This window comes from Kitasatospora kazusensis (assembly GCF_039529945.1).
Classification (GTDB): Bacteria; Actinomycetota; Actinomycetes; order Streptomycetales; family Streptomycetaceae; genus Kitasatospora; species Kitasatospora kazusensis.
This window is the reverse complement of the sequence record NZ_BAAANT010000031.1, coordinates 65,120-86,314: the sequence shown is the minus strand read 5'-3', so window position 1 is coordinate 86,314 and position 21,195 is coordinate 65,120. Positions and strand designations below refer to the sequence as shown.

Sequence of the window (21,195 nt, the reverse complement as noted above, 5' to 3'; positions counted from 1 at the left end):
ACGCCCGGTTACATTCCGAACCCGGAAGCTAAGCCTCGTAGCGCCGATGGTACTGCAGGGGGGACCCTGTGGGAGAGTAGGACGCCGCCGAACAATCTTTCACAAATGACCCCTCATCCGGGAACGGATGGGGGGTCATTTGCATATCCGGACCGGTACGGCCGGTAGCCTTCGGCCATGAGTGATCGATCGGAAGCCGCCGGGAACGGCGTCAGCCCCGCCGGCGGAACCGCTGGGTATGCCGAGACGGCGGACGCGCTGGCCGTCCAGTACGAGGAGGTCACCTTCGCCGAAGTCCACCGCGACGTGTTGCAGCTGGTCCCCGCCGAGCCCGGGCGCATCCTCGATGTGGGCGCGGGGACCGGGCGCGATGCCGCCGCACTGGCGGCCCGTGGACATCGGGTGGTGGCCGTCGAGCCGACTGCCGAGCTGCGGGCGCACGGGCAGCGCATCCACGCGGACAGCGGGATCGACTGGGTCGACGACGCTCTTCCGCACTTGACGGAATTGACGGAATTGACGGGCTTGACGGGCTTGACGTCGCGTCAGCGCCCAGGCCGGTTCGACGCGGTCTTCGCCACTGCGGTGTGGATGCACCTGGACGCGGAGGAACGTCGGCGCGCGATGGCCAGGATCGCCGAGTTGCTGGTGCCCGGTGGCCGGTTCTTCGTCAATCTGCGCCACGGCCCTGTGCCCGCCGGCCGCCGCATGTTCGACGTACCCCCTGCCGAGCTGACCGAGCTGGGTGCTGCGTACGGCCTGGAGACGGTCCACCGCAGTGAGCGTTCCGACCTGCACGGCCGGGACGGCGTGCGGTGGAGTTCTCTCGTGCTCCAGGCGAAGGACGTCGACCGCTCACGCGACTGAACGCGAACCCCTGAAGCCAGGTCCGCCGGTTCCGGGCCGGTCTGGCCCGGTGCCGGCGCGCCCGAGCGGGCTCAGCTGCCCCAGGTGCGGGAGCAGAGCACCAGGCGGTAGCCGTCGGGGTCCGTGACGGTCACGCCGTACCGGTCCCAGTAGGGGTTGTGCGCGGCCACCCGGGTACCGCCGGCCGCCAGCAGCCGGTCCAGGAGGGCGTCCTCGACCGGTGCCCCGAGGTAGAGGACGAAGAGGTCGTCGACGGTCGGGGCCGGGTCGAGCGGGTGCTCGGGATCGCGGGTGAGTTCGAAGTGCCAGGCCCCGCCGGCCGGACCGACCATCAGCAGGTCGTGCTCGCCCGGGATGTGTTCGGTGGTCCGCCAGAGCACGTCGAGTCCCAGGCCCTGGACGTAGAAGCGCTCGGCGGCGGCGAGGTCCCGCGACGGCCGGGCGACCCGGATCGGAGTCATCGAGTTGATCATGTCGAGGAGGCTAACTCACCGCTCCGACGGCAGGATCCGGCAGAGTGCCTCCAGCGCCGCGTGGTAGGCGTGGTCCGGCGGTGCGGCGAAGCCGACCACGAGTCCGTCCTCGGCCGCCGCGCCCAGCAGCCTGATCCTCGCCATCAACACCTGGAACCGGATCGCCATCAGCACGGGGAAGGTCCCGGGCACCGATGAGCGGGTGGCGCACCGACGCCCCGGCCCGCCGAGGCCTGCGGGGTGTCAGCCGCGGCGCTCGCCGCGCTGGGCGTGCCAGCGTGCCAGCAGGTCGGGCAGCTCGCCGCGGACGAACTCGAAGAAGGCCAGCGACTCGGCCATCCGCACCCCCGCCGGGCTGGCGGCGCCCAGGGCCGCGACGCCCTCGCGCAGGCTGCCCTCCCAGCGGAGCAGCATCTGGTCGCGGCGCACGGCGGCCTCGTACCAGACGTCGTCGTGCACCCGGTAGCGGTCGCGGCGCGAGCCGGGCTCGCGTTCGCGGCCGACCAGGTTGAGCTGCACCAGGTAGCGCACGGCGCCGGACACGGCGGCCGGGCTGATCCGCAGTGTGCCGGCCAGTTCGGCGGCGGTCAGCCGGCCCGAGTCGGTGGCCAGCAGGGCGGCGAACACCCGGGCGGGCATCCGGGCGAAGCCGCTGTCGGTGAGCACCCCGGCGAACCGTTCGATGAAGGTCAGCACCGCCGCTTCGTCCCGTTCCACCAAGGCCCCTCCCGCTCGCCGGAGTCCATCGGAGTCCACCGGAATCCAGAGGATTCAGTAACTTCACGAATATGTGAAACAAGAGTAGCGTCGAAGCCATGACGACCGCCATCTCGGTGTCCGCTCTGGTGAAGAACTTCGGGCGGACCCGCGCCCTCGACGGCCTCGACCTCACCGTCGCCCAAGGGGAGGTGCACGGCTTCCTCGGCCCCAACGGGGCCGGCAAGTCCACCACGCTGCGCGTCCTGCTCGGGCTGCTCCGCGCGGACTCGGGCGCCGTCCGGCTGCTGGGCGGCGACCCGTGGCGGGACGCCGTCGCCCTGCACCGCCGGCTCGCCTATGTCCCCGGCGACGTCACGCTCTGGCGCAACCTGTCCGGCGGCGAGGCGATCGACCTGCTCGGCCGGCTGCGCGGCGGCCTCGACGGCGCCCGCCGGGCCGCGCTGCTGGAGCGCTTCGAGCTCGACCCGACGAAGAAGGGCCGCAGCTACTCCAAGGGCAACCGGCAGAAGGTCGCGCTGGTCGCCGCGTTCGCCTCCGACGTCGAACTGCTGGTCCTGGACGAGCCGACCTCCGGCCTGGACCCGCTGATGGAGGAGGTCTTCCGCTCCTGCGTCCGGGAGGAGCGCGAGCGCGGCCGGACGGTGCTGCTCTCCAGCCACATCCTCTCCGAGGTCGAGGCGCTCTGTGACCGGGTCAGCATCATCCGGGACGGCCGGACGGTGGAGACCGGCACCCTGAGCGGGCTGCGGCACCTCACCCGGACCGCCGTCGACGCCGAACTCGCCGGACCACCGGACGGGTTGGCCGGCCTGCCGGGCGTCCACGGCCTGACCGTCGACGGCCGCCGGGTGCGCTGCCAGGTCGACACCGACCACCTGGACGCGTTGCTGCGTGCGCTCACCCGGGCCGGCGTCCGGAGCCTCACCAGCCGCCCGCCGACGCTGGAGGAACTGTTCCTGCGCCACTACGAAGCGGCCGCCCCGGCCGGGGCGGCCCGGTGAACGCCTTCGCGGGCACCGGCACCCTGTTCCGCTTCGCCCTGCGCCGCGACCGGGTCATGCTGCCGGCCTGGGTGTACGCGCTCACTGCCGCGACCGCCTCCACCGCCGTCTCCTTCGAGAAGCTCTACCCCGACGCCGGTTCGCGCGAGCGGCTGGCCGCGAGCCTGGCGGGCGACAGCTCGCTGCGCGCGCTCTACGGCCCGCTGCACGACGCCACCACGATCGGCGGCATCACCGCCTGGCGGATGGGCGTCTTCGGCGCCGCGCTCGCCGGGCTGATGAGCATCCTGCTGGTCGTCCGGCACACCCGGGCCGAGGAGGAGGACGGGCGTCTGGAGCTGGTCCGGGCCGGAGCGGTCGGCCACCGGGCCCCGCTGACCGCCGCCCTGCTCACCGCCGCCCTCGCCGACCTGCTGCTCGCGGCCCTGGTCACCGCCGCTCTCGTGCTGCTCGGGCAGGGCGCCGCCGGATCGGCGGCGTTCGGCCTCGCGCTGGCCGCCTGCGGGCTGGTCTTCGCGGCGGTCGCCGCCGTGACCGCGCAGCTGGCCGGCACCGGCCGGGCGGCCAACGGCTCGGCCTGCGCCGTCCTCGGCCTGGCGTACGCGCTGCGCGCGGCCGGGGACTCGGCCGGCGGCGGGCTGAGCCTGCTCTCCCCGATCGGCTGGAGCGAGCGGGTCGAGCCGTTCGCCGCCGACCGCTGGTGGGTGCCGGCGCTCGCGGCGGCCTTCGCCGCCCTGCTGACCGCCGCCGCCTACGCCCTGCTCGCCCGGCGGGACCTAGGCGCGGGCCTGTTCCCGTCCCGCCCCGGCCGGGCCACCGGCGTGCCCGCGCTGCGTACCCCGCTCGCACTCGCCTGGCGACTGCAGCGCGGCACGCTCTACGGCTGGTGCGCGGGCTTCGCGGTGGGCGGCGCCGTCTTCGGCGGCGTCGCGAAGGGGGTGCTCGACCTGGTGCGGGGCAACAGCGGGGTCGCGGACGTGCTGCGCCGGATCGGTGGCCGAGACGCCGTCCTGGACGCGTACCTGTCCACCGTGCTGGGCCTGCTCGGGATGCTCGCCGCCGTCTACGCGGTGCAGAGCGTGCTGCGGCTGCGCGGTGAGGAGACCGGCGGGCGGGCCGAACCCGTGCTGGGCACGGCCGTCTCCCGGCTCCGCTGGGCCGCGGGGCACCTGCTCTTCCCGCTGCTGGGCAGCGCCCTGGTCCTCGCGGTGGGCGGCCTCGCGGCGGGCCTGGCGGAGGCGGCGGCGACGGGCGGCTCCTCCGCCGCCGCCGCGGCGCGCCTGCTCGGCGCCGCCCTGGTGCAGCTGCCCGCCGTGTGGCTGACGGCCGCCGCCGCCACCGCGCTGTTCGGCCTCGCGCCCGGGTGGACACCGGCGGCCTGGGGCGTCCTGGCGGTCTTCCTGCTGATCGGCTGGCTGGGTCCGGTCCTGCGGTTCGGCCGGTGGCTGCTGGACCTGTCCCCGTTCACCCACCTCCCGCACCTGCCCGGCGGAGCCTTCGACGCGGAGCCGCTGCTGTGGCTGACCCTGCTCGCCGCCGCGCTGACGGCGGCGGGACTGGCCGGGCTGCGCCGCCGCGACCTCGGCTGAGCGGGAACCGGGACGGGCCAGGGTCTACCGTGGGATGCGGGGAGCCGGGCAACCCAGGTCAGCGGCTGGTGGTGGCAGAGTGATCGGCAGGGTCCACCTGGAGTCGCAGTGGCGCCGGGAGGCGCTGCGGACCAACCTGTGGCTGGTGCCGACCCTGGAGGTGGTGGCGGCCGTCGGGCTCTTCCTCGGCACCTGGTCGCTGGACCGGGCCGCCTACCGGGGTTCGTTGCAGCTGCCGTCCTGGGTGATCAGCGGCACCGCCGACGCCGCCCGGCAGATCCTCGCCTCGATCGCCGCGGCGCTGATCACCGTCGTCGGCGTGGTCTTCTCGATCATGATCGTGACGCTCACGCTGGCCTCCACCCAGTTCGGGCCCCGGATGCTGCGGACCTTCATCCGCGACCGCACCACCCAGTTGACCCTGGGCACCTTCGTCGGCACCTTCGTGTACGCGATCCTCGCCCTGGTCTCGATCGGTCCGGGCTCGCACGGCGACTTCGTGCCGCACCTGTCCATCACGGTCTGCATGGCGCTGGTGCTGGTCGACCTGGCGGTGCTGATCCACTTCATCCACCACATCGCCACCTCGATCCAGCTGCCGCACGTGATCGCGAGCATCGCCGCCGACCTGTCCGAGGCGATCGAGGCCGGCGCCGGGGAGCCGGAGTGGTCGGGCGGGGTGGAGCGCGGGCCCCCGGTGGACGAGCTGCTCGCCCGGCTGGACGCGGCGGGCGGTGCCGTACCCGCGCCGTCCAGCGGCTACCTGCAGTTCGTCCGGCACCGGACACTGGTCCGGATCGCCGCCGAACTCGGCGCTGTCGTACGCCTGGACCACCGCCCCGGCCACTTCCTGGTGCAGGGCCACCAACTCGCCACCGTCTGGCCCGCCGAGGCGGCGCCGGAGGTGGCCCGCAGCCTGGCCCGGGCACACATCACCGGCTCCTCCCGGACACTCACCCAGGACATCGCGTTCGCGGTCGACCAGTTGGTCGAGATCGCCATCCGCGCGCTGTCCTCGGCGGTCAACGACACCTTCACGACGCTGACCTGCATCGACTGGCTGGGGGAGGGGCTGTGCCGGATCGCGGCCCACTGGCATCCCAACCCGGTCCACCGCGACCGGGCCGGCTACATCCGGGTGCTGGCGGCGCCCGTGGGCTACGAACGGCTGGTCCAGCGCGCGTTCGAGAAGATCCGGCAGGCCGCCGGGGGCATGCCGGCCGTCCTGATCCGCCAACTCGACGCCCTCGCCGAGATCATGGCGGCGACCACCGCCCCCGGCCAGCGCCAAGTCCTGCTCGACCAGGCCGAGATGATCGAGCGGGTGAGCACCGGATCGGTCCCGGAACCGGCCGACCGCGAGGACGTCCACCGGCGCTACCTCGCGCTGCTGGCACTGCATGAGCGCCTCGGCGCAGGCGGTGGCGGGGGTGCCTCCGGGGGTGGCGGGGGACTGGGCTGACGGCGGCAGGGAGTTGGGGTGCCCGGGGGCGGGGTCTGCCGGTGCTGCGCCGGCCCTCGGCCGACGGCTGCGCCGGCCACGGCGTGTACGTTGACGAGGTGCCGCAGCTGCCGGGCGCCCGACCACCGGCCGGACGGCGCACCACCGCCCGCGCGCCGCGCCCGGGTGGTCCGTGACCACCCCGAGGAGCCCGTCGTGCGCGCCGAACCCGCAGACCCGACCCGTCTCACCCTCGGCGAGGGCGTCAGCTGGGACGCCGAGGCCGGACGGCTCCACTGGATCGGCATCCCCGACCGGCGGGTGCTCTGGCTGGACGAGGCCACCGGCCGGACCGGCTCGCACCGGCTGGACGTCATGCCCGGCACCCTGGCGCCGTACCGGGACGGGCAGGTGCTGCTCGCCACCGAGCGCGGCTTCGAGCTGCTCGACACCGCACAGGGCGTGACGAGCCTGGTCGCGGCGGTGGAGGGGGACCGGCCGGAGCGCCGGATGAACGACGGCAAGTGCGACCCGTACGGCCGGGTGCTGGCCGGGACCATGCAGATCGACGAGCCCCGGGTGCCCGGGCCGCTGTACCGGCTCGAACCCACGGGGGAGGTGCTCGCGGTGCTCGACGGGCTCGCCATCCCGAACGGGCTGGCCTGGCCGGAGCCGGACCGGCTCTGGCACATCGACAGCCCGACCCGCCGGATCGACCTCTACGAGTACCCCGAGCGGGGGCCGGTCGGCCCGCGCATCCGCTCCCTCGACGTCTCGCACCTGCCCGGGGTGCCGGACGGGATGACCCTGGACACGGACGGCAACCTCTGGGTCGCCTTCTGGGACGGCTCGGCCGTGCACTGCCTCTCACCCGCCGGACGGGTGCTGGCCACGGTGGAGCTGCCGGTCCGGCGGCCCACCAGCTGTGCTTTCGGCGGCCCCGGCCTCGACACGCTCTTCGTCACCACGGCACACGCCTCCGCCGATGCCGAGCAGGCCGTGTCCGGCACGCTGTTCCGCTGCGCGCCGGGCGCCACCGGCAGGCCGGCCCAGTGCTGGGCCGGCCTGTCCGGCCGCTGAGACCGGCTGCCGAACCGGGCGGTGAAGCGGTCGCCGAGCCGTCTGGTTCGGCAGCCGTCCGGGCACCGTTGACCGCTGTGCGGAGGGACAGTAACGTCAGCAGTAAGTAAAGTTTCCTAACTTAATAGCCCAGCCGGCGAGTTCCCCCGCACTCTCGTCCAAGGAGCACAGATGGCAAGTCATCGAAAAACGCTGGCGACCGCCGCCGTGGCCCTGAGCCTGCTGGCGCTGAGCGTCCGGCAGTCCGGCGCCGCTCCCAGCGCCGCCGCCGAGCCCGTCCCCGCCTCCGTCCCCGCGCCCGTCCCCGCCTCCGTCCCCGCCGTCTTCGCCGATCCGCCCACCGGCTCCAGTGCGGTGGCCGACGTCGGCGCCACCACCGGCTGGAAGGTGCTGACCAGCGCCACGGCCACCCAGCCCGGCGCTCGGATCTCCACCCCGGGCTTCGACACCGCCGGCTGGCTCACGGTGGCGAACGACGGCGGCGGCGCCCCGGGCACCGAGATCAGCGCGCTGCTGCAGAACGGCAGTTGCCCGGACGTCTTCTCGTCCACGAACATGAAGAGCTGCTTCGGTCAGCTGACGAAGACCGGCGCGGACACCCTCGCGCAGTTCTCCGCGCCCTGGTGGTACCGCACCGACTTCACCGCGCCACCCGCCGGCCGGCACGCCGAGCTGGTCCTGAACGGCGTGGTCGGCGCGGCGGACGTCTGGGTCGACGGCACCGAGGTGGCCGCCTCGGCCGCCGTCACCGGCGGCTACGCCCGGAACGCCTTCGACGTGACGGGCCTGCTGCGGGCCGGTACCAACTCGCTGGCGATCGAGATGCATCCGAACGACCCGAGCAGGATGCTCACCGTCGACAACGTGGACTGGTCGCAGATACCGCCGGACAACAACACCGGCATCCAGTTCCCGGTGCAGTTGCAGACCGGCGGCCCGCTGATCGACGGCAACGCCCACGTCGTGCAGAACACCTCCGCAGACCTGCGCAGTTCGGCGCTGACGGTCAAGACCGACGTCACCAACACCTCCTCCGCCGCGCAGACCGGCACCGTCACCGCGACCGTCACCCCGCCGGGCGGCGGCGCGCCGGTGACGGTGAGCCAGAGCGTCACGGTGCCGGCCGGCGCGACCCGGACGGTGAGCTTCACACCGTCCGGCTACCCGGCCCTGACGCTCGACGGCCCGCAGATCTGGTGGCCGTACCAGCTGGGCGCGCAGCCGCTCTACACGCTGGCCACCTCGGTCGCGCAGAACGGCACCGTGCTGAACTCGACCGACGAGACCTTCGGCATCCGGACCGTCGCCTCCTCGCTGGTCGGTGCCTCGGCGGCCGCGCCGGACGGTGTGCGCGCCTTCCGGATCGACAACGTACCGCTGGTGATCCGCGGCGGCGGGTGGGACCCGGACCTCTTCCTGCGCTACGACCCGGCGGACACCGCGAAGCAGATCGGCCTGATGCGGGCGATGGGCGTCAACGCCGTCCGCCTGGAGGGCCACTTCATGCCGGCCGACTGGTACCGCCAGATGGACGCGGCGGGCATCCTGGTCAACGCCGGTTACCAGTGCTGCGACTTCTGGGAGGCCACCAGCTACACCGCCGCTCAGCAGGCCGCGTACCAGCTGACCGCCCAGTCGGTCGGGCAGACCCTGCGCGACCACCCGTCGGTGTTCAGCTTCCAGTGGAGCGACAACGCCCCGACGGCGGCCCAGGAGACGTCGGCCCTGAACGGCTTCGCCGCCGCCGACTTCAGCGTCCCGTTCATCTCCTCGGCCGAGTACAACTCCAGCCCGAAGACGGGCGCTTCGGGCGAGAAGGAGGGCCCGTACGACTGGGTGCCGCCGAACTACTGGTACGACACCGCGCACTACGACAGCGGTGACTCGACGCGCACCAACGTCGGCGGCGCCTGGGGCTTCGACAGCGAGCAGAGCTCCGGCAACACCGTGCCGACGATGGACTCGATCAACCGGTTCCTGTCGGCCGCCGACCAGGCCGCGCTGTGGCGGACCCCGGGCGCGAACCAGTACCACGACAACTACGAAGGCACCTCGCACAGCGGCTACCACTTCGGCACCGACTACAACCTGGACACCGCGATCACCAACCGCTACGGCGCCTGGTCGAGCCTGAGCCAGTACGTCGAGGAGGCGCAGCTCCAGAACTACGAGTCCACCCGGGCCCAGTTCGAGGCCTACCTCGCCAACTCGGCCAACACGTCGGCGCCTTCGACCGGCACCGTCTACTGGCAGATGAACAAGGGCTGGCCGACGCTGCTCTGGTCCCTCTACAACAACGACGGCGACCAGGCCGGCGCCTACTTCGGTGCGCAGAAGGCCAACCGGCCGCTGCACGCGCTGTTCACGCTGGACAAGCGCACCGTGACGCTGGACAACCTGGGCGGTGCGGCCCAGTCCGGGGTCAGTGTCGAGGCCAAGGTCTACAACACCGCTGGTACCCTGCTGGACGACCGGACCTCGGGCAGCCTGACGCTCGGCTCGCAGCAGGTGCTCGGCTCGGTGCTGAAGCCCGCCCTGCCGTCCGCCGCCCACACGGTCTACTTCGTCGAGCTGCTGGTACGCCGCAACGGCACCCTGGTGGACCGCAACGTCTACTGGGACTCCACCACACCGGACGCCGCCGACTGGTCGAAGACCACCGGACGGCCGCAGGCCGTGATGAGCTCGTACGCCGACCTGAAGGCGCTGCAGAGCCTGCCGCAGGCGACGGTCACCGCCACCGCGCACACCACTGTCCAGGCCGGGCCGAACGGTTCGGACAGGCTGGTCACGGTGCAGGTCACCAACCACTCGACCACGCCGACGGTCGGCCTCCTCCTGCGGGCGGACATTCGCCGGGGGACGGCGGCCGGGGCCGAACTGCCGGGCGACAACGAGCTCCTGTCCTCGGTCTGGAGCGACAACGACGTCACGCTCTGGCCCGGCGAGTCCGAGACCCTCACCGCCTCGTACAGTTCGGCCGACCTGCGGGGCGCGACCCCGGTGGTCAGCCTCTCCGGCTCCAATGCGGCCAGGACCGACGTGGTGGCGGGGGCCGGAGGGTGACGCAGGAGTCCCCCGGTGCCGGAGCCGGCGCGAACGGCGTCACCGCGAAAGGCGCCCTGCGGGTCCCCTGAACCACCCGTCGGCCGGAGCGGCCGGGGCCCGGGAGCGGCGGTCCGTCCGCTGCTCCCGTGCCCCGGCCCGTGCGGGTGTCAGGGGCTGACGTTCAGGGCGGTGTCGTCGAGGACGAAGTCGGTGGTGCCGCCGTTGGCGTCGGTCTCGGTGCCGGTGAACTTGAGGGTGACGGTCTGCCCGGCGTAGGCGGCCAGGTTCGCGGTGTGCTGGGTGTAGCCGGTGTTGTGGTTCAGGTTGGAGTAGCCGGCGAGGGTGGCGAGTACGGTGCCGGCGCTGTTCAGGAGTTGGACCTTGAGGGTGTCCGGGGTGGCGCTGGTGGTGTTCTCGGTGGTGTCCACGTGCAGCCAGTACGAGAGCGTCGCGGTCCCGCAGCCGGCCGGGAGGGTGACGGTCTGGGCGAGCGTGTCGGTGTCGGCCTTGCCGGCACCGTTCAGCCAGGCGGTCCAACTGCCGCCGTGGGCGGGCTCGTCGGCGGTGTCGTTGTTGACAGGGGCGGAGCCGACGCCGGAGGTCTGGACCCAGGGGGCGGCGGTGGCGCCGCTCTCGAAGCCGGGGTCGGCGAGGAGTTGGGCCGACGTGCAGCTCCCGCCGCCGGATCCGGTGACGGTGAGGGTGTAGGCGGCGCTGTGGCTGCCGGAGGCGGCGGATCCGGTGACGGTGACGGGGTAGCTGCCGGCCGGGGTGGAGGCCGAGGTGGTGATCGTCAGCGTCGAGCCGGAGCCCGCGGTGACGCTCGCGGGGCTGAAGGAGGCGGACGCGCCGGAGGGAACCCCGGAGGCGCTCAGCGTGACGGACTGCGCCGCGCCGGAGGTGACGGCGGTGGAGACGCCGACGCTCACCGAACTCCCGGCGGCCACCGAGCCGTTGGACGGGCTGTCGGAGAGCGAGAAGTCGTTGGCGCTGGTGCCGGCGCTCGCCGGGCTCCAGTAGTCCCCGGCCATCACGACGTAGACCAGGGTCTTGATGGTCTCGCCGAAGTAGCCGTCGCCGAACGGGTTGGTCGCCAGCTGGTTCCAGATGGCGTCCGTCCAGGCCTGGTCTCCGGCGGCCATCGCGGCCGGGCCGACCGAGTCGCCGGCCTCCTCCGCCTGGTCGCTGGTGCTGTACGGCGTGCAGTTGAGCTTGGTGTGCGGGTAGACCTTCTGCGGGTTGCCGCCCGACTCGCTCTTCAGGCAGGCCGACTCCTTCTTGGCCGTGCTGTACGAAGTCGCGGCTGTGGAGCTGCCGTTGACCAGCGCGTCGGTCCCCAGGTGCCAGGGGACGCGGATCGAGTTGTAGCCGACGATGTTGTCCGGCTGGCTCTCCTGGTAGTTGGCGGGCGCGGGCTGCGGGCTGGTGGTGCCGGCGTTGACCACGAAGTCGGAGAGCAGGCCGCCGGTGGCCGAGTACGCGGAGGTGAACTCGTTGATCACCGCCTCGGTCCGGGTGACCACCTTGTTCCAGTCGTGCGCCGTGTCATAGGCGGCGAAGGCCCGCAGGTGGTCGAGCATGTGGTCGGACGGCCGGGTGTCGGTGTTCGGTCCGTCGTCCTCGCACTTCAGGTGGCCGTCGGGGGCCACGTTGTGGGCGTAGAAGTCGGCGAGCCAGGTCTTGGCGTCGGCGGTGTAGCCGCCCCACTGCTTGTCGGCCAGGATCAGGCCGTAGCCGATGTCCAGGTCGCCGTCGGTGGCGCCGTCGGGGGTGCCGCCGCTGTAGTACTTGCAGGTCTTGCCGTCGAGCTGCCACTGCATCATGCCGTACTGGTCCTGGTGGTCCTTGACCAGCTGCCAGAGACCGTTGAACTCGGCCTGTGCGTTGGAGTCGTAGCCGGCCATCAGCGGCACGATGTTCATGCCGTAGCCCTGGCCCTCGGAGACCGGGCCGTTGTTGGTGGCGTCCGCGTCGCCCTTGCTGGAGACGTAGTACTCGTTCGAGGCGCAGCCGTGGACGAGGTAGGTGGCCTTCCAGGAGTCGTACTGCTTCTCGACGGCCGCGTCCCGGCTGGCCTGGGAGGCCGACGGCATGACGCCGACCTGGTAGGTCACGTGGGTCGGGAAGGGGTGGGCGGCGGTGGTGGCCGCCTGTGCGGGGGCTGTCGTCAGGACGGCGAGCGACAGGGAGACCAGGGCTCCTGTCACCACCGGGGCGAGCTGTCTCTGCCAACTGGTTCGCACGCGGGCTCCTTCGGTGGGGGTGGACCTGAGTGGACCTGGGTGGGCCTGGGAGAGGACGCAGCCCGGGGAGCCGAGGAACGGGGGCCTCGGGGTGGCGGCGCGCGATCTCCCCTGCAGGGAACGGAGAGTGAGGGCGGATCAGTAGTTAGGAAAGCTTCCTTACTTATGCCTGTCAAGGGCGCGTGCAGTGTCGGTACGGGGATGGGGAGCGTGGCGGGCACCGTCAGCGGGCCAGGTGATCACGGGCGGCCGCGGTCTCGCGCACGGCCCCGGCGATGGCGGGGGAGTCCTTCCGCAGGAGCGAGCCGTGGTTGCCGGCGACCTTCGCGCTGATCCGGATGTTCGGGTTGCGGGCGGTCACCGCGGTGAGGCTGGTACGGATCCGTTCCTGCTCGTCGCCACGGCTTCCGAAGGACGTCCCCGATGCGACCACGTACCGCACCGGGACGGTGATGCCGTCCAGCACCGGGCCCAGCTCGCGCTCGCGGGAGATCACGCCGAGCTCGATGTTGCTGTCCGCCTGCTGTCCGGCGGTCATCCGCGGGGCCAGGCCCGTCGGGCGCAGCAGCGGCATGACCCAGCCCAACCGCCGGAACAGCTTCCGGATGCGCTGCTCCATGGCCTCGTCGAGCCAGTCGTGCGGGAAGGCGCCGTCGACCAGGACCGCGCCCAGCGTGCGCTCCGGGTTCCGGCCGGCCCAGTGCGCCGCGACGACCGCGCCGTAGGACCAGCCCACCAGCAGGGCCCGGTCCACACCCCTCGCTGCCAGTACGGCGTCGACATCGCGGACGGCGGCCTCGAAGGAGTAGTCCGCCGAGCGCTTCGACCTGCCGCGGGCCCGCTCGTCGTAGGTGAGGTGGCGCCACTGCGGCCCGAGTTCGGCGATGACGTGGCGCCAGTACCCCTGGGTGGCGAACTGGCCGTTGAGGTAGAGCACGGGGATGCCGGGACCGCCGGTGTCGGTGACGGCCAGGGCGGTGTCCTCGACCGGCACCATGCCGGTCCAGGCGGATTGCTCGATGGTCATGGTTTCGCCTTCTGCGGGGTGGGAAGCGGGTCGGGGGTGGTGGTGGGCGGTGTCGCCGTGGGGCCTGCGCAGCCGGCTGCCCCGGACGGCCGGGGCAGCCGGGGCAGCCGGGGCGCGTGCCCGGTCAGAGGCTGCGGGCGGTGATGTCGCCGTGTCCGGTGGTCGCGTGGATGGTCAGGCCCGGGGTGCCGTCGGTGTTCCTGAGCGAGTTGTGGATCCGGCCGTAGCCGGTTCCGGCGTCCAGGGCGGCGGAGACCCCGTGGGCGGCGCCGACCGACACGTCGCCCATCTGGGTGCTCAGCACGACCGTGCCGTGCACGGCCTCGGTGACCCGGATGTCGCCCTTCTGGGTGCTGATCTGCGCCGGGCCGCCCAGGCGCCCGACCGAGACGTCACCGACGAAGGCGGTGAGGCGGACGCTCGCGGCCTCGTCGACCTTGACGTCGCCCTGCGCGCCCTCGAAGGCGACGTCGCCGAGCCGTCCGACGGCCCGGAACTCGGCGCCGGCCGTTTTCGCCGTGACGCTGGAGCCGGCGGGCAGCTTGACGGTGACCTCGACGGAACCGGAGGGCCCGAAGTACTGGTTCTTCGGCGCCGGGGTCCCGATCCGCAGGACGCCGTTGTCGTAGGTGACCTCGATCTCCTCGGCCGCCGTCACGTCGCGGCGCTTCGAGGCGTTCGCGGGCAGGACCTCGACCACGGTGTCGGCCCGGTCGGCGGCGATGAGCAGGATGCGGCCTGCGGGGACGTCGAGGACGGCGGAGACCGGGGCGGCGGTGTCGAACTTCTGCATCGTGCTCTCCTCATTGCGCATGCGGTTTCTGACTCCGTGAACGCTACGTAGCGTTCATGGATCTCGCAACAAGCAACTTGAGCGCAGGAGCTGTTATTGCAGGTGAGGGCCGGATTTTCGTTGCAACGCTCATGGCTTCAATGCAACGAATCCTGTCCTGATCGTTGCAATGGATGAGAGGTGAATGCTCAGCGGCCGGGAAGGGCGGCGACTCGCCCTCCTCGAACGGGGCGGCGTTGCGGACCGGCTGCCGGGGTCGGCGTGCGTACCGTGCGTGGCGTGGGCGAAGCGGCGCCGGGCGTCCGGAACGGATCTGTCCCCGATGCCGGGCGGAGTGCGGCCCGCTGCGGGGGCCGCCGGGTATGCCGGAACGGCTCGGCCGTCGGCGGGTTCGCCGACGGCCGAGCCGTGTTGGTGGGGGACTGCTGTGGCGGGCCGTTCGCGCCGCCGGGTCGGGGTGGGTCGCCGCCTGGGCCTGGGTCAGGCGATCCAGCCGGCCGTCATGCCGACCACGGCCGAGCCGTCCAGGTCGGCGAGCTTCGTCCCGGTGAACTCGCTCGCCCAGCCGGAGGTCTGGACCCGGAAGGCGGGATTGTCGGCGGTCAGCAGGCCGATGATCGGGACGGCGGCCTCGGCGGAGGTCTGCGCGTTGCCGAAGGACTTGAGGGCCCGGTCGATGTAGGACTCCAATGCCGGGGCGTAGGGGCCGTGGGCTGCCAGCAGAGCGGGCAGGTCGATGTCCTGGCTGGCCACGAACTCGCTGGCCACGGCGCCCGGTTCGACCACGCTGACGGCGACGCCGACGGTGGCGGCGACCGGCGCCAGGGACTCCATGAAGCCCTCGACCGCGAACTTCGCGGCGCAGTACGCCTCGTTGAAGGGCTGGCCGACCACGCCGCCGACGCTGGTCACGGTGATCACCCGGCCGCCGGAGGCCCGCAGGTGCGGCATCGCGGCCTTGGTGACGGCCACCACGCCGAAGTAGTTGACCTCCATCGCGGCCCGGATGTCCGCGAGGTCCAGCTGCTCGACCGTGCCGACCAGCCCGGCGCCGGCGTTGTTGACGACGGCGTCCAGCCTGCCGTGCTCGGCGATCACCGCGTCCAGGCAGGCGGCGACGGACGCCGGGTCGGTCACGTCCAGCTGCCTGACCCGGACCAGGTCGGCGACCCCGGCCTCGGCGGCGGCCGCCAGCAGTGCGTCGGCCTTGCGCGGGTCGCGCATGGTGGCCACGGTCAGCCAGCCGGCCTGTGCGGCCGCCACGGCGGCGGCCAGGCCGATGCCGGAGGAGGTGCCGGTGATCAGGACGGTCTTCTCGGTGGTGACGCTCACGGGGACCTCGTTCCAGGGGGAGTCTTTCTGTGCGTGCGCACACACTCTACAGGTGCGTGTGCACACACGCAATGTCGGGCCGGACTCGCTAGACTCGGGCCATGCCACGCACCGACATCACCCTCGGGGACCTGGCCGCCCGTGACCACGCCTTCTACGGGCTGGTCTGGGCGGGCACCACGCTCACCGCCCGGGTCGACCGCGCCCTGACCCGGGCGCACGACATATCGCTCTCCTGGTTCGAGGTCATGCTCTGGCTCCAGGGCCAGACCGAGCCGGTCGCCGCCTCCGACCTCGGGGCCCGGACGCTGCTCAGCCGCAGCCAGGTCTCCCGCGTGGTGGACTCGCTGCAGGCCCGTGGCCTGGTCGAGCGCAGCACCGCGCCGCACGACGCCCGCTCGGTCCGGATCGCGCTCACCCCCGAGGGCCGCGCGGCCTTCGCGGCGGCCGACGCGACCCGCCGTGAGGCCCTCGCGGAGGTCTTCGACGACCTGCTGGACGACGCGGACATCACCGCACTGGAGAACGTCTGGGCGAAGCTCAAGCGGACCGGCGCGGCCTGAGACCGCGCACGCAGAGCCCGGGGCCGCGTGGAGCCCGGGAGGGCCGCGCAGCGCCGGGGTGATCCGGGGTGATCCGGGGTCAGGCCGGGGTGGCGGCCAGCTCCGCCGTGACGGTGGCCAGTACGGCCGGGGCCGACTCCTCGGTGAGGAAGAAGTGGCCGCCGGGGTAGGTGTGGACGGTCGTGCTCGCGCTGGTGGTCCCGGCCCAGTGGTGCAGGCCCTCGGGGGTGACGGTGTCCTGCTCCCCGCCGAACACGGTCACCGGGCAGTCCAACAGCGGGCCGTCGGGCCGGCGGAAGGTGTCGCAGAGGGCGAAGTCGGCGCGCAGCGTCGGCAGGACGAGCGAGAGTATCTCGGGGTCGGCGAGCACCTCCTCGGGCGTCCCGCCCATCGACCGCAGGTCCGCGACGAGTTCCCGGTCCGACCAGCCCGAGCGGCCCGGCTTGGCGTGCGGGACGCCCGGTCCGCCGCAGCCGCTCAGCAGCAGCCGGCCGGGTGCGCGGTCGCCGTGCCGCGCCGCCGCCATGGCGACGCCGTACGCGAGCAGGGCGCCCATGCTGTGCCCGAACAGCACGTACGGGCGGTCGAGGTGCGGGCGCAGCGCGGTGTGCAGCTGCGCCACGGCGTCCTGGTAGTCGGTCAGGCAGGGCTCGGCGATCCGCGTTTCGCGTCCCGGGAGCTGTACCGCCAGGACTTCGACGTCGGCGGGCAGCCGGGCGGCCCACTCGCGGTACATCCCCGGGCCGCCGCCGGCCGGGTGGAAGCAGATCAGCCGGAGCCTGGCCGCAGGGCGCTCCACGGGCGTACGCACCCAGGCGGCGCTGCGGGGGCGGGCGGTGGTACTGGCGGTGTGCGGCGGCATGGCGCGGGAGCCTTCCGGGGGCCGGTCGGTGGACACGGGAAGGATACGGGGAGGGCTCGGGCCCTCCCCGCGTCAGCCCCTCCCGGCCCGGCTGCCGGGGCGCTCGTTCACGTCACTCGAAGCTCACGCCCGCCAGCTTGGACTGGAACGCCTGCGCGTGGCCGGACACGGTCTCGGCGTGGCCGTGCATGGTCTGCGCGTGCGCCTCCAGTCCGACCGGGTCGATCCGGAAGCCGGAGCCGCCGGCCCCGCCGCCGCCGTCGGCCGAGACCCCGAGGGCCGACTCGGCGCCCTGGAACACCAGCCCCGACACCGCCCGGCCGACCACCTCCGTCAGCGGCCCGACCGCCGCCTCGATGACCTCGCCGATGACGTACTGCTCCAACTGCTGCTCCAGGTAGTTGACGAGCTTCTTCGCCGCCTCCTCGATCAGCGCCACCGCCGCCTCCGCCAGGCCGAAGGTCGCCACCGCCGCCGCCTGGTCCGCCACGAAGGCCGCCGCCATCGCGGTCAGCTCGGCGATCGCCTCCGCCTTCATCGCCGTGATCACGCCGGCGGCCACGTCCAGTGCGGTCGCCACGGCGTGGCAGGCCTGCACCATCTCGGCCAGGTGGCTGTTGGACAGCTGAGCCCACTTGGACAGCAGCGCTTCGTACGACGCGCCCTGGTACGCCTCGCCCAGCTGGTTCACGGTCGCCGTCGAGTCCTGGTGGGCGGAGTCCAGGCTCTGCGCGAACTCCCTTACGTGCGAAGCGAACTCGCGGACCTTGTCCTCGTTCACCTGGGGCCAGTTGATCCCGAAGAACTGCAGGAACGACACGACCTCGCCCGGCAACTCGATCGCCACAGTTCTCCCTCAGTCGACAGCCGGCCACTGCTCGGCCACGGCCAACGTATCGGGCATCCCGGCCTCCTTGAACCCCTTTGGCGGCGATCCCGCAGTCGTACGGGCGGCTGCCGTGCGCGCGCCGGGGTGCTCCGGCCGGGGGCGGCGCCCCTCGGGGCCGTCCGACCGAGCCCGTCCGACCGACCCCGGTCGGACGGGCCCAGAGGTGCTTCGCGGGGTTTCCGGGCCCGGGGGAACCCGTCAACCCCGCGAGGCGGCAGCCAACTTTGCACAGTCGGGGCTGCCTGCTGTCCCGGACGGAGGGCGGTTCCGGGGAGGACCGCCACCCGTCCGGAGCCGGGGGTGAGGACTGTGTCTCACCTCCTTCAGCGCCGACGCCCCCGGTTGTGTCACACCTTCGGGAAATCTTTTTTTCGGACCTCTCCGCAGGGCGCTCGCAGCGTGCCTGCGCGGCGGGTGAAGGGCGGCGGAACCACTCGCGCCGCCTACTGGGGTTCCCGGTGGGGCATCGGCCCTGCCGTCACCGGCCGCCCGCTCGGCGTCGGGGACGATCGGGCAGGTCGCCGCCGTCGCTTTCGTCTGACGCCGGGTCGGTTGACCCGGAATCAGAGTGCCTGGTGGAAGGGGTACCCGGGTTCGGTGTTGAAGGCCGGTGGTTTTGCGGCACCATGGTCGTCATGACTCGTACGCCAGTTCCCCGAAGGTCGGACGTCCCGCTCCGGCTCGGCCGACTCACCGCGACCGAGCAGCGGATCTGGCGGGCCTTCCCGCGCGGCGAGCTGGTCGACCTGCGCACCGGCGACCCCGCCGCCGACGCCCCGGCCGAGGCCGACCGCTGGGACGCGGACCGGGTGGTCCGGGGCGAGGTGATAGCCGCGCTGCTGCTCGGCGTCAGCCCGGCCGCGCCCGGCGCCGTCGGGGCGGTCCGGATCGTCGGAGCCAGGATCACCGGCGAGCTCTCGGTGGACCACGGGCGGGTCGCCGCACCGCTGCTGCTGCGCGAGTGCCGCTTCGACGGGCCGGTGGACCTGGACGAGGCGGTCACCGGCTCGATCGACCTCAGCGGCTCGCGGCTGGCCTCGCTCTCCGCGTACGGCGCACACGTGCGCGGCACCCTGGACCTGCACGGCGTCGTGGTGAACGGGACCGCCGAGCTCGCGGTGCACGCCGACGGCATCACGGTGGATGGCAGCCTGAACGCCGACGGCATCGCGGTGACCGGCCCGTTCGGCCTGATCAACGCCGTGATCGGCGGCCAGGTGACGTTCAACGACGCGAAGCTGGAGAACGACGCGCCGGACGGGAAGTCGCTCAACGCGGGTGGCATGCGGGTCGGCCGCAGCCTGCTCGCGCGCGGGCTTGAGGCCACGGGCGAGGTGCGCCTGCCGGGTGCGCACATCGGCAGCGCCCTGCTGTTCGACGGCGCGCGGCTCACCGGCGGCCAGGGCGGCTCCGCCTTCCAGGGCGAGGGGCTCACCGTCGCCAGCAGCGCGTACTTCCGCTCCCTCGCCCGCCGGGACGGGGCGGACAGCGTGGACAGGGCGGACGGCCCGGACAGGTCAGGAGGCCAGGACAGGGCGGTCCGCCGCTTCACCGCCGCCGGCACCGTACGGCTGGTCGGGGCGAGGATCGGCGGTGGCCTGTACTTCGGTGGAGCCGTGCTGACCGCCGGTACGGCGTCCACGGCCCCGGTGGACCCCACCGACAAGGAGCGGCCCGCGCTCGCCGCCAGCCGGATGGTGGTGGAGGGCAGCATCTACTTCGACGACGGCTTCCACACCGCTGGCGAACTCCGGCTGACCGGCACCCGGATCACCGGCCACCTCGACCTGCGCGACATGGACAGCCCGGACGCGCTGCTGACGCTCTACGCCGCGACCGCCGTCGGCGGTGTCCGCGACGACCTGGAGTCCTGGCCGAGCCGGCTGAACCTGGACGGCTTCAGCTACGACTCCTTCAGCCACTACCTGGAGGCCCGCGAGCGGATCCCGCTGCTCGCCCGCCAGGTCAGGCGCGGCGCACCCGACCGGATCGGCGGCTTCCGGGCCCAGCCGTACGAGCAGCTCGCCGCCTACTACCGGGGGCTGGGCAACGACGGCGAGGCACGGACGGTGCTGCTCGCCAAGCAGCGCGCGCTGCGCCGCCGGCTCCCCTGGTGGCAGCGGGTCCCCGGCCACCTGCTGGACCTGCTGGTCGGCTACGGCTACCGCCCGCTGCGCGCGATCGGCTGGGCCGTCGGGCTGCTGGCCGCCGCGAGCGTGTACTTCGCGCAGGTGCGGCCGGACCACGTGAGCACGGAGGACCACTCGGTCTTCAACCCGGTGCTGTTCGCCGCCGACCACCTGATCCCGGTGATCCGCTTCGGCCAGCCCGAGGTCTGGCAGTACCACGGCGCCGCCGCCGTGGTCACGGTCGTGCTGACGGTGCTGGGCTGGACGCTCGGCATCGCGATAGCGGCCGCCGCCACCCGGACCCTCACCCGCAGCTGACACGCCGGCGGGGCGGCACATCGGTGCGGCGGCGCGTCGGTGGGGCGTCGGTGGGGCGGCGACCGGAGCCGGCCGCGCGCGCGGCTCAGTCGGCGCCGTCCCCCGGTGCGACGAGCCCGGTCTCGTACGCGAGGACGACGGCTTGGGCGCGGTCGCGCAGGCCGAGTTTGGCGAAGATCCGGGCCACGTGGGTCTTCACGGTGGCCTCGCTGAGGGTGAGTTCGCGGGCCAGCTCGCCGTTGGAGCGGCCCCGGCCGAGCAGGGTCAGGACCTCCAGCTCACGGGGTGTCAGGGCGGCGAGGTCGCGGTGGACGCCGGGCGGCTGCGGAGCCCGGCCGGGCTCCGGATCGGTGGTCCGGTCGGGTGCCTGACCGGGGGCCTGGTCCGCTGCCGGGTCGGCGGGGCCGGGCCCGAAGCGTTCGACCAGGCGCCGGGTGATCGAGGGCGCGAGCAGGGCGTCACCGGTGGCGACCAGGCGCACGGCGGCGGCGAGGTGGGCGGCGGTGACGTCCTTGAGCAGGAACCCGCTCGCCCCGAGAGCCAGCGCGGCGTAGACGTAACGGTCCAGGTCGAAGGTGGTCAGCATGATCACCCGGCAGTCCGGGTCGTCCGCCAGCACCCGCCGGGCCGCCTCCAGGCCGTCCATCACCGGCATCCGGATGTCCATCAGCACCACGTCCGGCCGCAGCCGGCGCGCCTGCGCCACCGCCTCGGCGCCGTCGGCGGCCTCGCCGACCACGTCGATGCCGCGCGCGGTGAGGATCATGCGGAAGCCGGTCCGGATCAGCTCCTGGTCGTCGGCGATGAGCACCCGGGGGCC

Annotated in this window: 17 protein-coding genes, 1 rRNA gene and 1 pseudogene; 10 read left to right on the top strand and 9 right to left on the bottom strand. The window is 73.0% G+C overall.

Translation table 11 applies throughout. From position 1 onward, the window contains the following. A 5S ribosomal RNA gene (gene rrf, locus ABD330_RS23290) occupies positions 1-93 on the top strand; the annotation flags it as partial. A gap of 84 nt (positions 94-177) precedes the next feature. After that, on the top strand, positions 178-867 hold the full coding sequence (locus tag ABD330_RS23285; protein ID WP_344467897.1) for a class I SAM-dependent methyltransferase: 690 nt from the start codon (positions 178-180) through the stop codon (positions 865-867). Between the two features lie 71 nt (positions 868-938). Here ABD330_RS23285 and ABD330_RS23280 read toward each other — a convergent pair whose 3' ends face one another. Beyond that, complete coding sequence (locus ABD330_RS23280; RefSeq protein WP_344467896.1) at positions 939-1,340, bottom strand: VOC family protein; 402 nt, start codon at positions 1,338-1,340, stop codon at positions 939-941. 127 nt (positions 1,341-1,467) lie between these two features. Here ABD330_RS23280 and ABD330_RS23275 point away from each other — a divergent pair. Further along, positions 1,468-1,548: pseudogene (locus ABD330_RS23275) on the top strand (carboxymuconolactone decarboxylase family protein); the annotation flags it as partial. A gap of 35 nt (positions 1,549-1,583) precedes the next feature. On the opposite strand, the gene ABD330_RS23270 reads toward ABD330_RS23275, so the two are convergent. Then, a complete protein-coding gene (locus tag ABD330_RS23270; RefSeq protein ID WP_344467895.1) occupies positions 1,584-2,057 on the bottom strand; it encodes a GbsR/MarR family transcriptional regulator in 474 nt (157 codons plus the stop codon). Positions 2,058-2,155: 98 nt separating this feature from the next. Here ABD330_RS23270 and ABD330_RS23265 point away from each other — a divergent pair, with 98 nt between their 5' ends. The 5 genes from ABD330_RS23265 (at position 2,156) to ABD330_RS23245 (ending at position 10,237) form a co-directional block, all read left to right on the top strand. Then, the gene (locus ABD330_RS23265; protein WP_344467894.1) at positions 2,156-3,061 is read left to right on the top strand and encodes an ABC transporter ATP-binding protein; all 906 of its coding nucleotides are present in this window, start codon (positions 2,156-2,158) and stop codon (positions 3,059-3,061) included. Continuing rightward, the gene (locus ABD330_RS23260) at positions 3,058-4,650 is read left to right on the top strand and encodes an ABC transporter permease (protein WP_425555615.1); all 1,593 of its coding nucleotides are present in this window, start codon (positions 3,058-3,060) and stop codon (positions 4,648-4,650) included. Before ABD330_RS23265 ends, ABD330_RS23260 begins: the two co-directional genes overlap by 4 nt. A 79-nt stretch (positions 4,651-4,729) precedes the next feature. After that, the gene (locus ABD330_RS23255; protein WP_344467893.1) at positions 4,730-6,112 is read left to right on the top strand and encodes a DUF2254 domain-containing protein; all 1,383 of its coding nucleotides are present in this window, start codon (positions 4,730-4,732) and stop codon (positions 6,110-6,112) included. A 195-nt stretch (positions 6,113-6,307) separates the two neighbouring features. Beyond that, complete coding sequence (locus ABD330_RS23250) at positions 6,308-7,171, top strand: SMP-30/gluconolactonase/LRE family protein (RefSeq protein WP_344467892.1); 864 nt, start codon at positions 6,308-6,310, stop codon at positions 7,169-7,171. A gap of 171 nt (positions 7,172-7,342) precedes the next feature. Then, positions 7,343-10,237 carry a glycosyl hydrolase 2 galactose-binding domain-containing protein gene (locus ABD330_RS23245; RefSeq protein ID WP_344467891.1) on the top strand — a complete coding sequence of 965 codons (2,895 nt, stop codon included), beginning with the start codon at positions 7,343-7,345 and terminating at the stop codon, positions 10,235-10,237. Positions 10,238-10,386: 149 nt separating this feature from the next. On the opposite strand, the gene ABD330_RS23240 is transcribed toward ABD330_RS23245, so the two are convergent. The 4 genes from ABD330_RS23240 to ABD330_RS23225 all read right to left on the bottom strand — a co-directional run bounded on the left by ABD330_RS23240 (position 10,387) and on the right by ABD330_RS23225 (position 15,614). Further along, positions 10,387-12,462 (bottom strand): glycosyl hydrolase family 8, encoded by a 2,076-nt coding sequence (locus ABD330_RS23240; RefSeq protein WP_344467890.1) that lies wholly within the window; start codon positions 12,460-12,462, stop codon positions 10,387-10,389. A gap of 223 nt (positions 12,463-12,685) precedes the next feature. After that, complete coding sequence (locus ABD330_RS23235) at positions 12,686-13,489, bottom strand: alpha/beta fold hydrolase (protein ID WP_344467889.1); 804 nt, start codon at positions 13,487-13,489, stop codon at positions 12,686-12,688. Positions 13,490-13,613: 124 nt separating this feature from the next. Next, positions 13,614-14,282: a DUF4097 family beta strand repeat-containing protein gene (locus ABD330_RS23230; protein WP_344467901.1), complete on the bottom strand. Its 669-nt coding sequence runs from the start codon at positions 14,280-14,282 to the stop codon at positions 13,614-13,616. A 480-nt stretch (positions 14,283-14,762) separates the two neighbouring features. Then, complete coding sequence (locus tag ABD330_RS23225; RefSeq protein ID WP_344467888.1) at positions 14,763-15,614, bottom strand: SDR family NAD(P)-dependent oxidoreductase; 852 nt, start codon at positions 15,612-15,614, stop codon at positions 14,763-14,765. A 101-nt stretch (positions 15,615-15,715) separates the two neighbouring features. Between ABD330_RS23225 and ABD330_RS23220 the strand changes: the two genes are divergently transcribed. Continuing rightward, positions 15,716-16,177, top strand: coding sequence for a MarR family winged helix-turn-helix transcriptional regulator (locus ABD330_RS23220; protein ID WP_344467887.1), 462 nt, complete (start codon positions 15,716-15,718; stop codon positions 16,175-16,177). Between the two features lie 79 nt (positions 16,178-16,256). Here ABD330_RS23220 and ABD330_RS23215 read toward each other — a convergent pair whose 3' ends face one another. Together ABD330_RS23215 and ABD330_RS23210 are read right to left on the bottom strand one after the other, a co-directional pair. Beyond that, positions 16,257-17,039 carry a thioesterase II family protein gene (locus tag ABD330_RS23215; protein ID WP_344467886.1) on the bottom strand — a complete coding sequence of 261 codons (783 nt, stop codon included), beginning with the start codon at positions 17,037-17,039 and terminating at the stop codon, positions 16,257-16,259. Positions 17,040-17,151: 112 nt separating this feature from the next. Then, entirely contained in the window at positions 17,152-17,886 is a 735-nt protein-coding gene (locus ABD330_RS23210) for a WXG100 family type VII secretion target (RefSeq protein WP_344467885.1), read from the bottom strand. A 677-nt stretch (positions 17,887-18,563) separates the two neighbouring features. Between ABD330_RS23210 and ABD330_RS23205 the strand changes: the two genes are divergently transcribed. Further along, a complete protein-coding gene (locus ABD330_RS23205; protein WP_344467884.1) occupies positions 18,564-20,375 on the top strand; it encodes a hypothetical protein in 1,812 nt (603 codons plus the stop codon). An 85-nt stretch (positions 20,376-20,460) separates the two neighbouring features. On the opposite strand, the gene ABD330_RS23200 is transcribed toward ABD330_RS23205, so the two are convergent. Continuing rightward, positions 20,461-21,141 carry a response regulator gene (locus ABD330_RS23200; RefSeq protein WP_425555617.1) on the bottom strand — a complete coding sequence of 227 codons (681 nt, stop codon included), beginning with the start codon at positions 21,139-21,141 and terminating at the stop codon, positions 20,461-20,463. Positions 21,142-21,195: the final 54 nt, after the last annotated feature.

Bases quoted from the DNA above. Each gene is read 5' to 3' on its own strand.
- ABD330_RS23200 (WP_425555617.1), bottom strand. From the start codon at position 21,141: ATGATCCTCACCGCGCGCGGCATCGACGTGGTCGGCGAGGCCGCCGAC.
- ABD330_RS23265 (WP_344467894.1), top strand. From the start codon at position 2,156: ATGACGACCGCCATCTCGGTGTCCGCTCTGGTGAAGAACTTCGGGCGG.
- ABD330_RS23245 (WP_344467891.1), top strand. From the start codon at position 7,343: ATGGCAAGTCATCGAAAAACGCTGGCGACCGCCGCCGTGGCCCTGAGC.
- ABD330_RS23285 (WP_344467897.1), top strand. From the start codon at position 178: ATGAGTGATCGATCGGAAGCCGCCGGGAACGGCGTCAGCCCCGCCGGC.
- ABD330_RS23235 (WP_344467889.1), bottom strand. From the start codon at position 13,489: ATGACCATCGAGCAATCCGCCTGGACCGGCATGGTGCCGGTCGAGGAC.
- ABD330_RS23230 (WP_344467901.1), bottom strand. From the start codon at position 14,282: ATGCAGAAGTTCGACACCGCCGCCCCGGTCTCCGCCGTCCTCGACGTC.
- ABD330_RS23215 (WP_344467886.1), bottom strand. From the start codon at position 17,039: ATGCCGCCGCACACCGCCAGTACCACCGCCCGCCCCCGCAGCGCCGCC.
- ABD330_RS23220 (WP_344467887.1), top strand. From the start codon at position 15,716: ATGCCACGCACCGACATCACCCTCGGGGACCTGGCCGCCCGTGACCAC.
- ABD330_RS23280 (WP_344467896.1), bottom strand. From the start codon at position 1,340: ATGATCAACTCGATGACTCCGATCCGGGTCGCCCGGCCGTCGCGGGAC.
- ABD330_RS23205 (WP_344467884.1), top strand. From the start codon at position 18,564: ATGACTCGTACGCCAGTTCCCCGAAGGTCGGACGTCCCGCTCCGGCTC.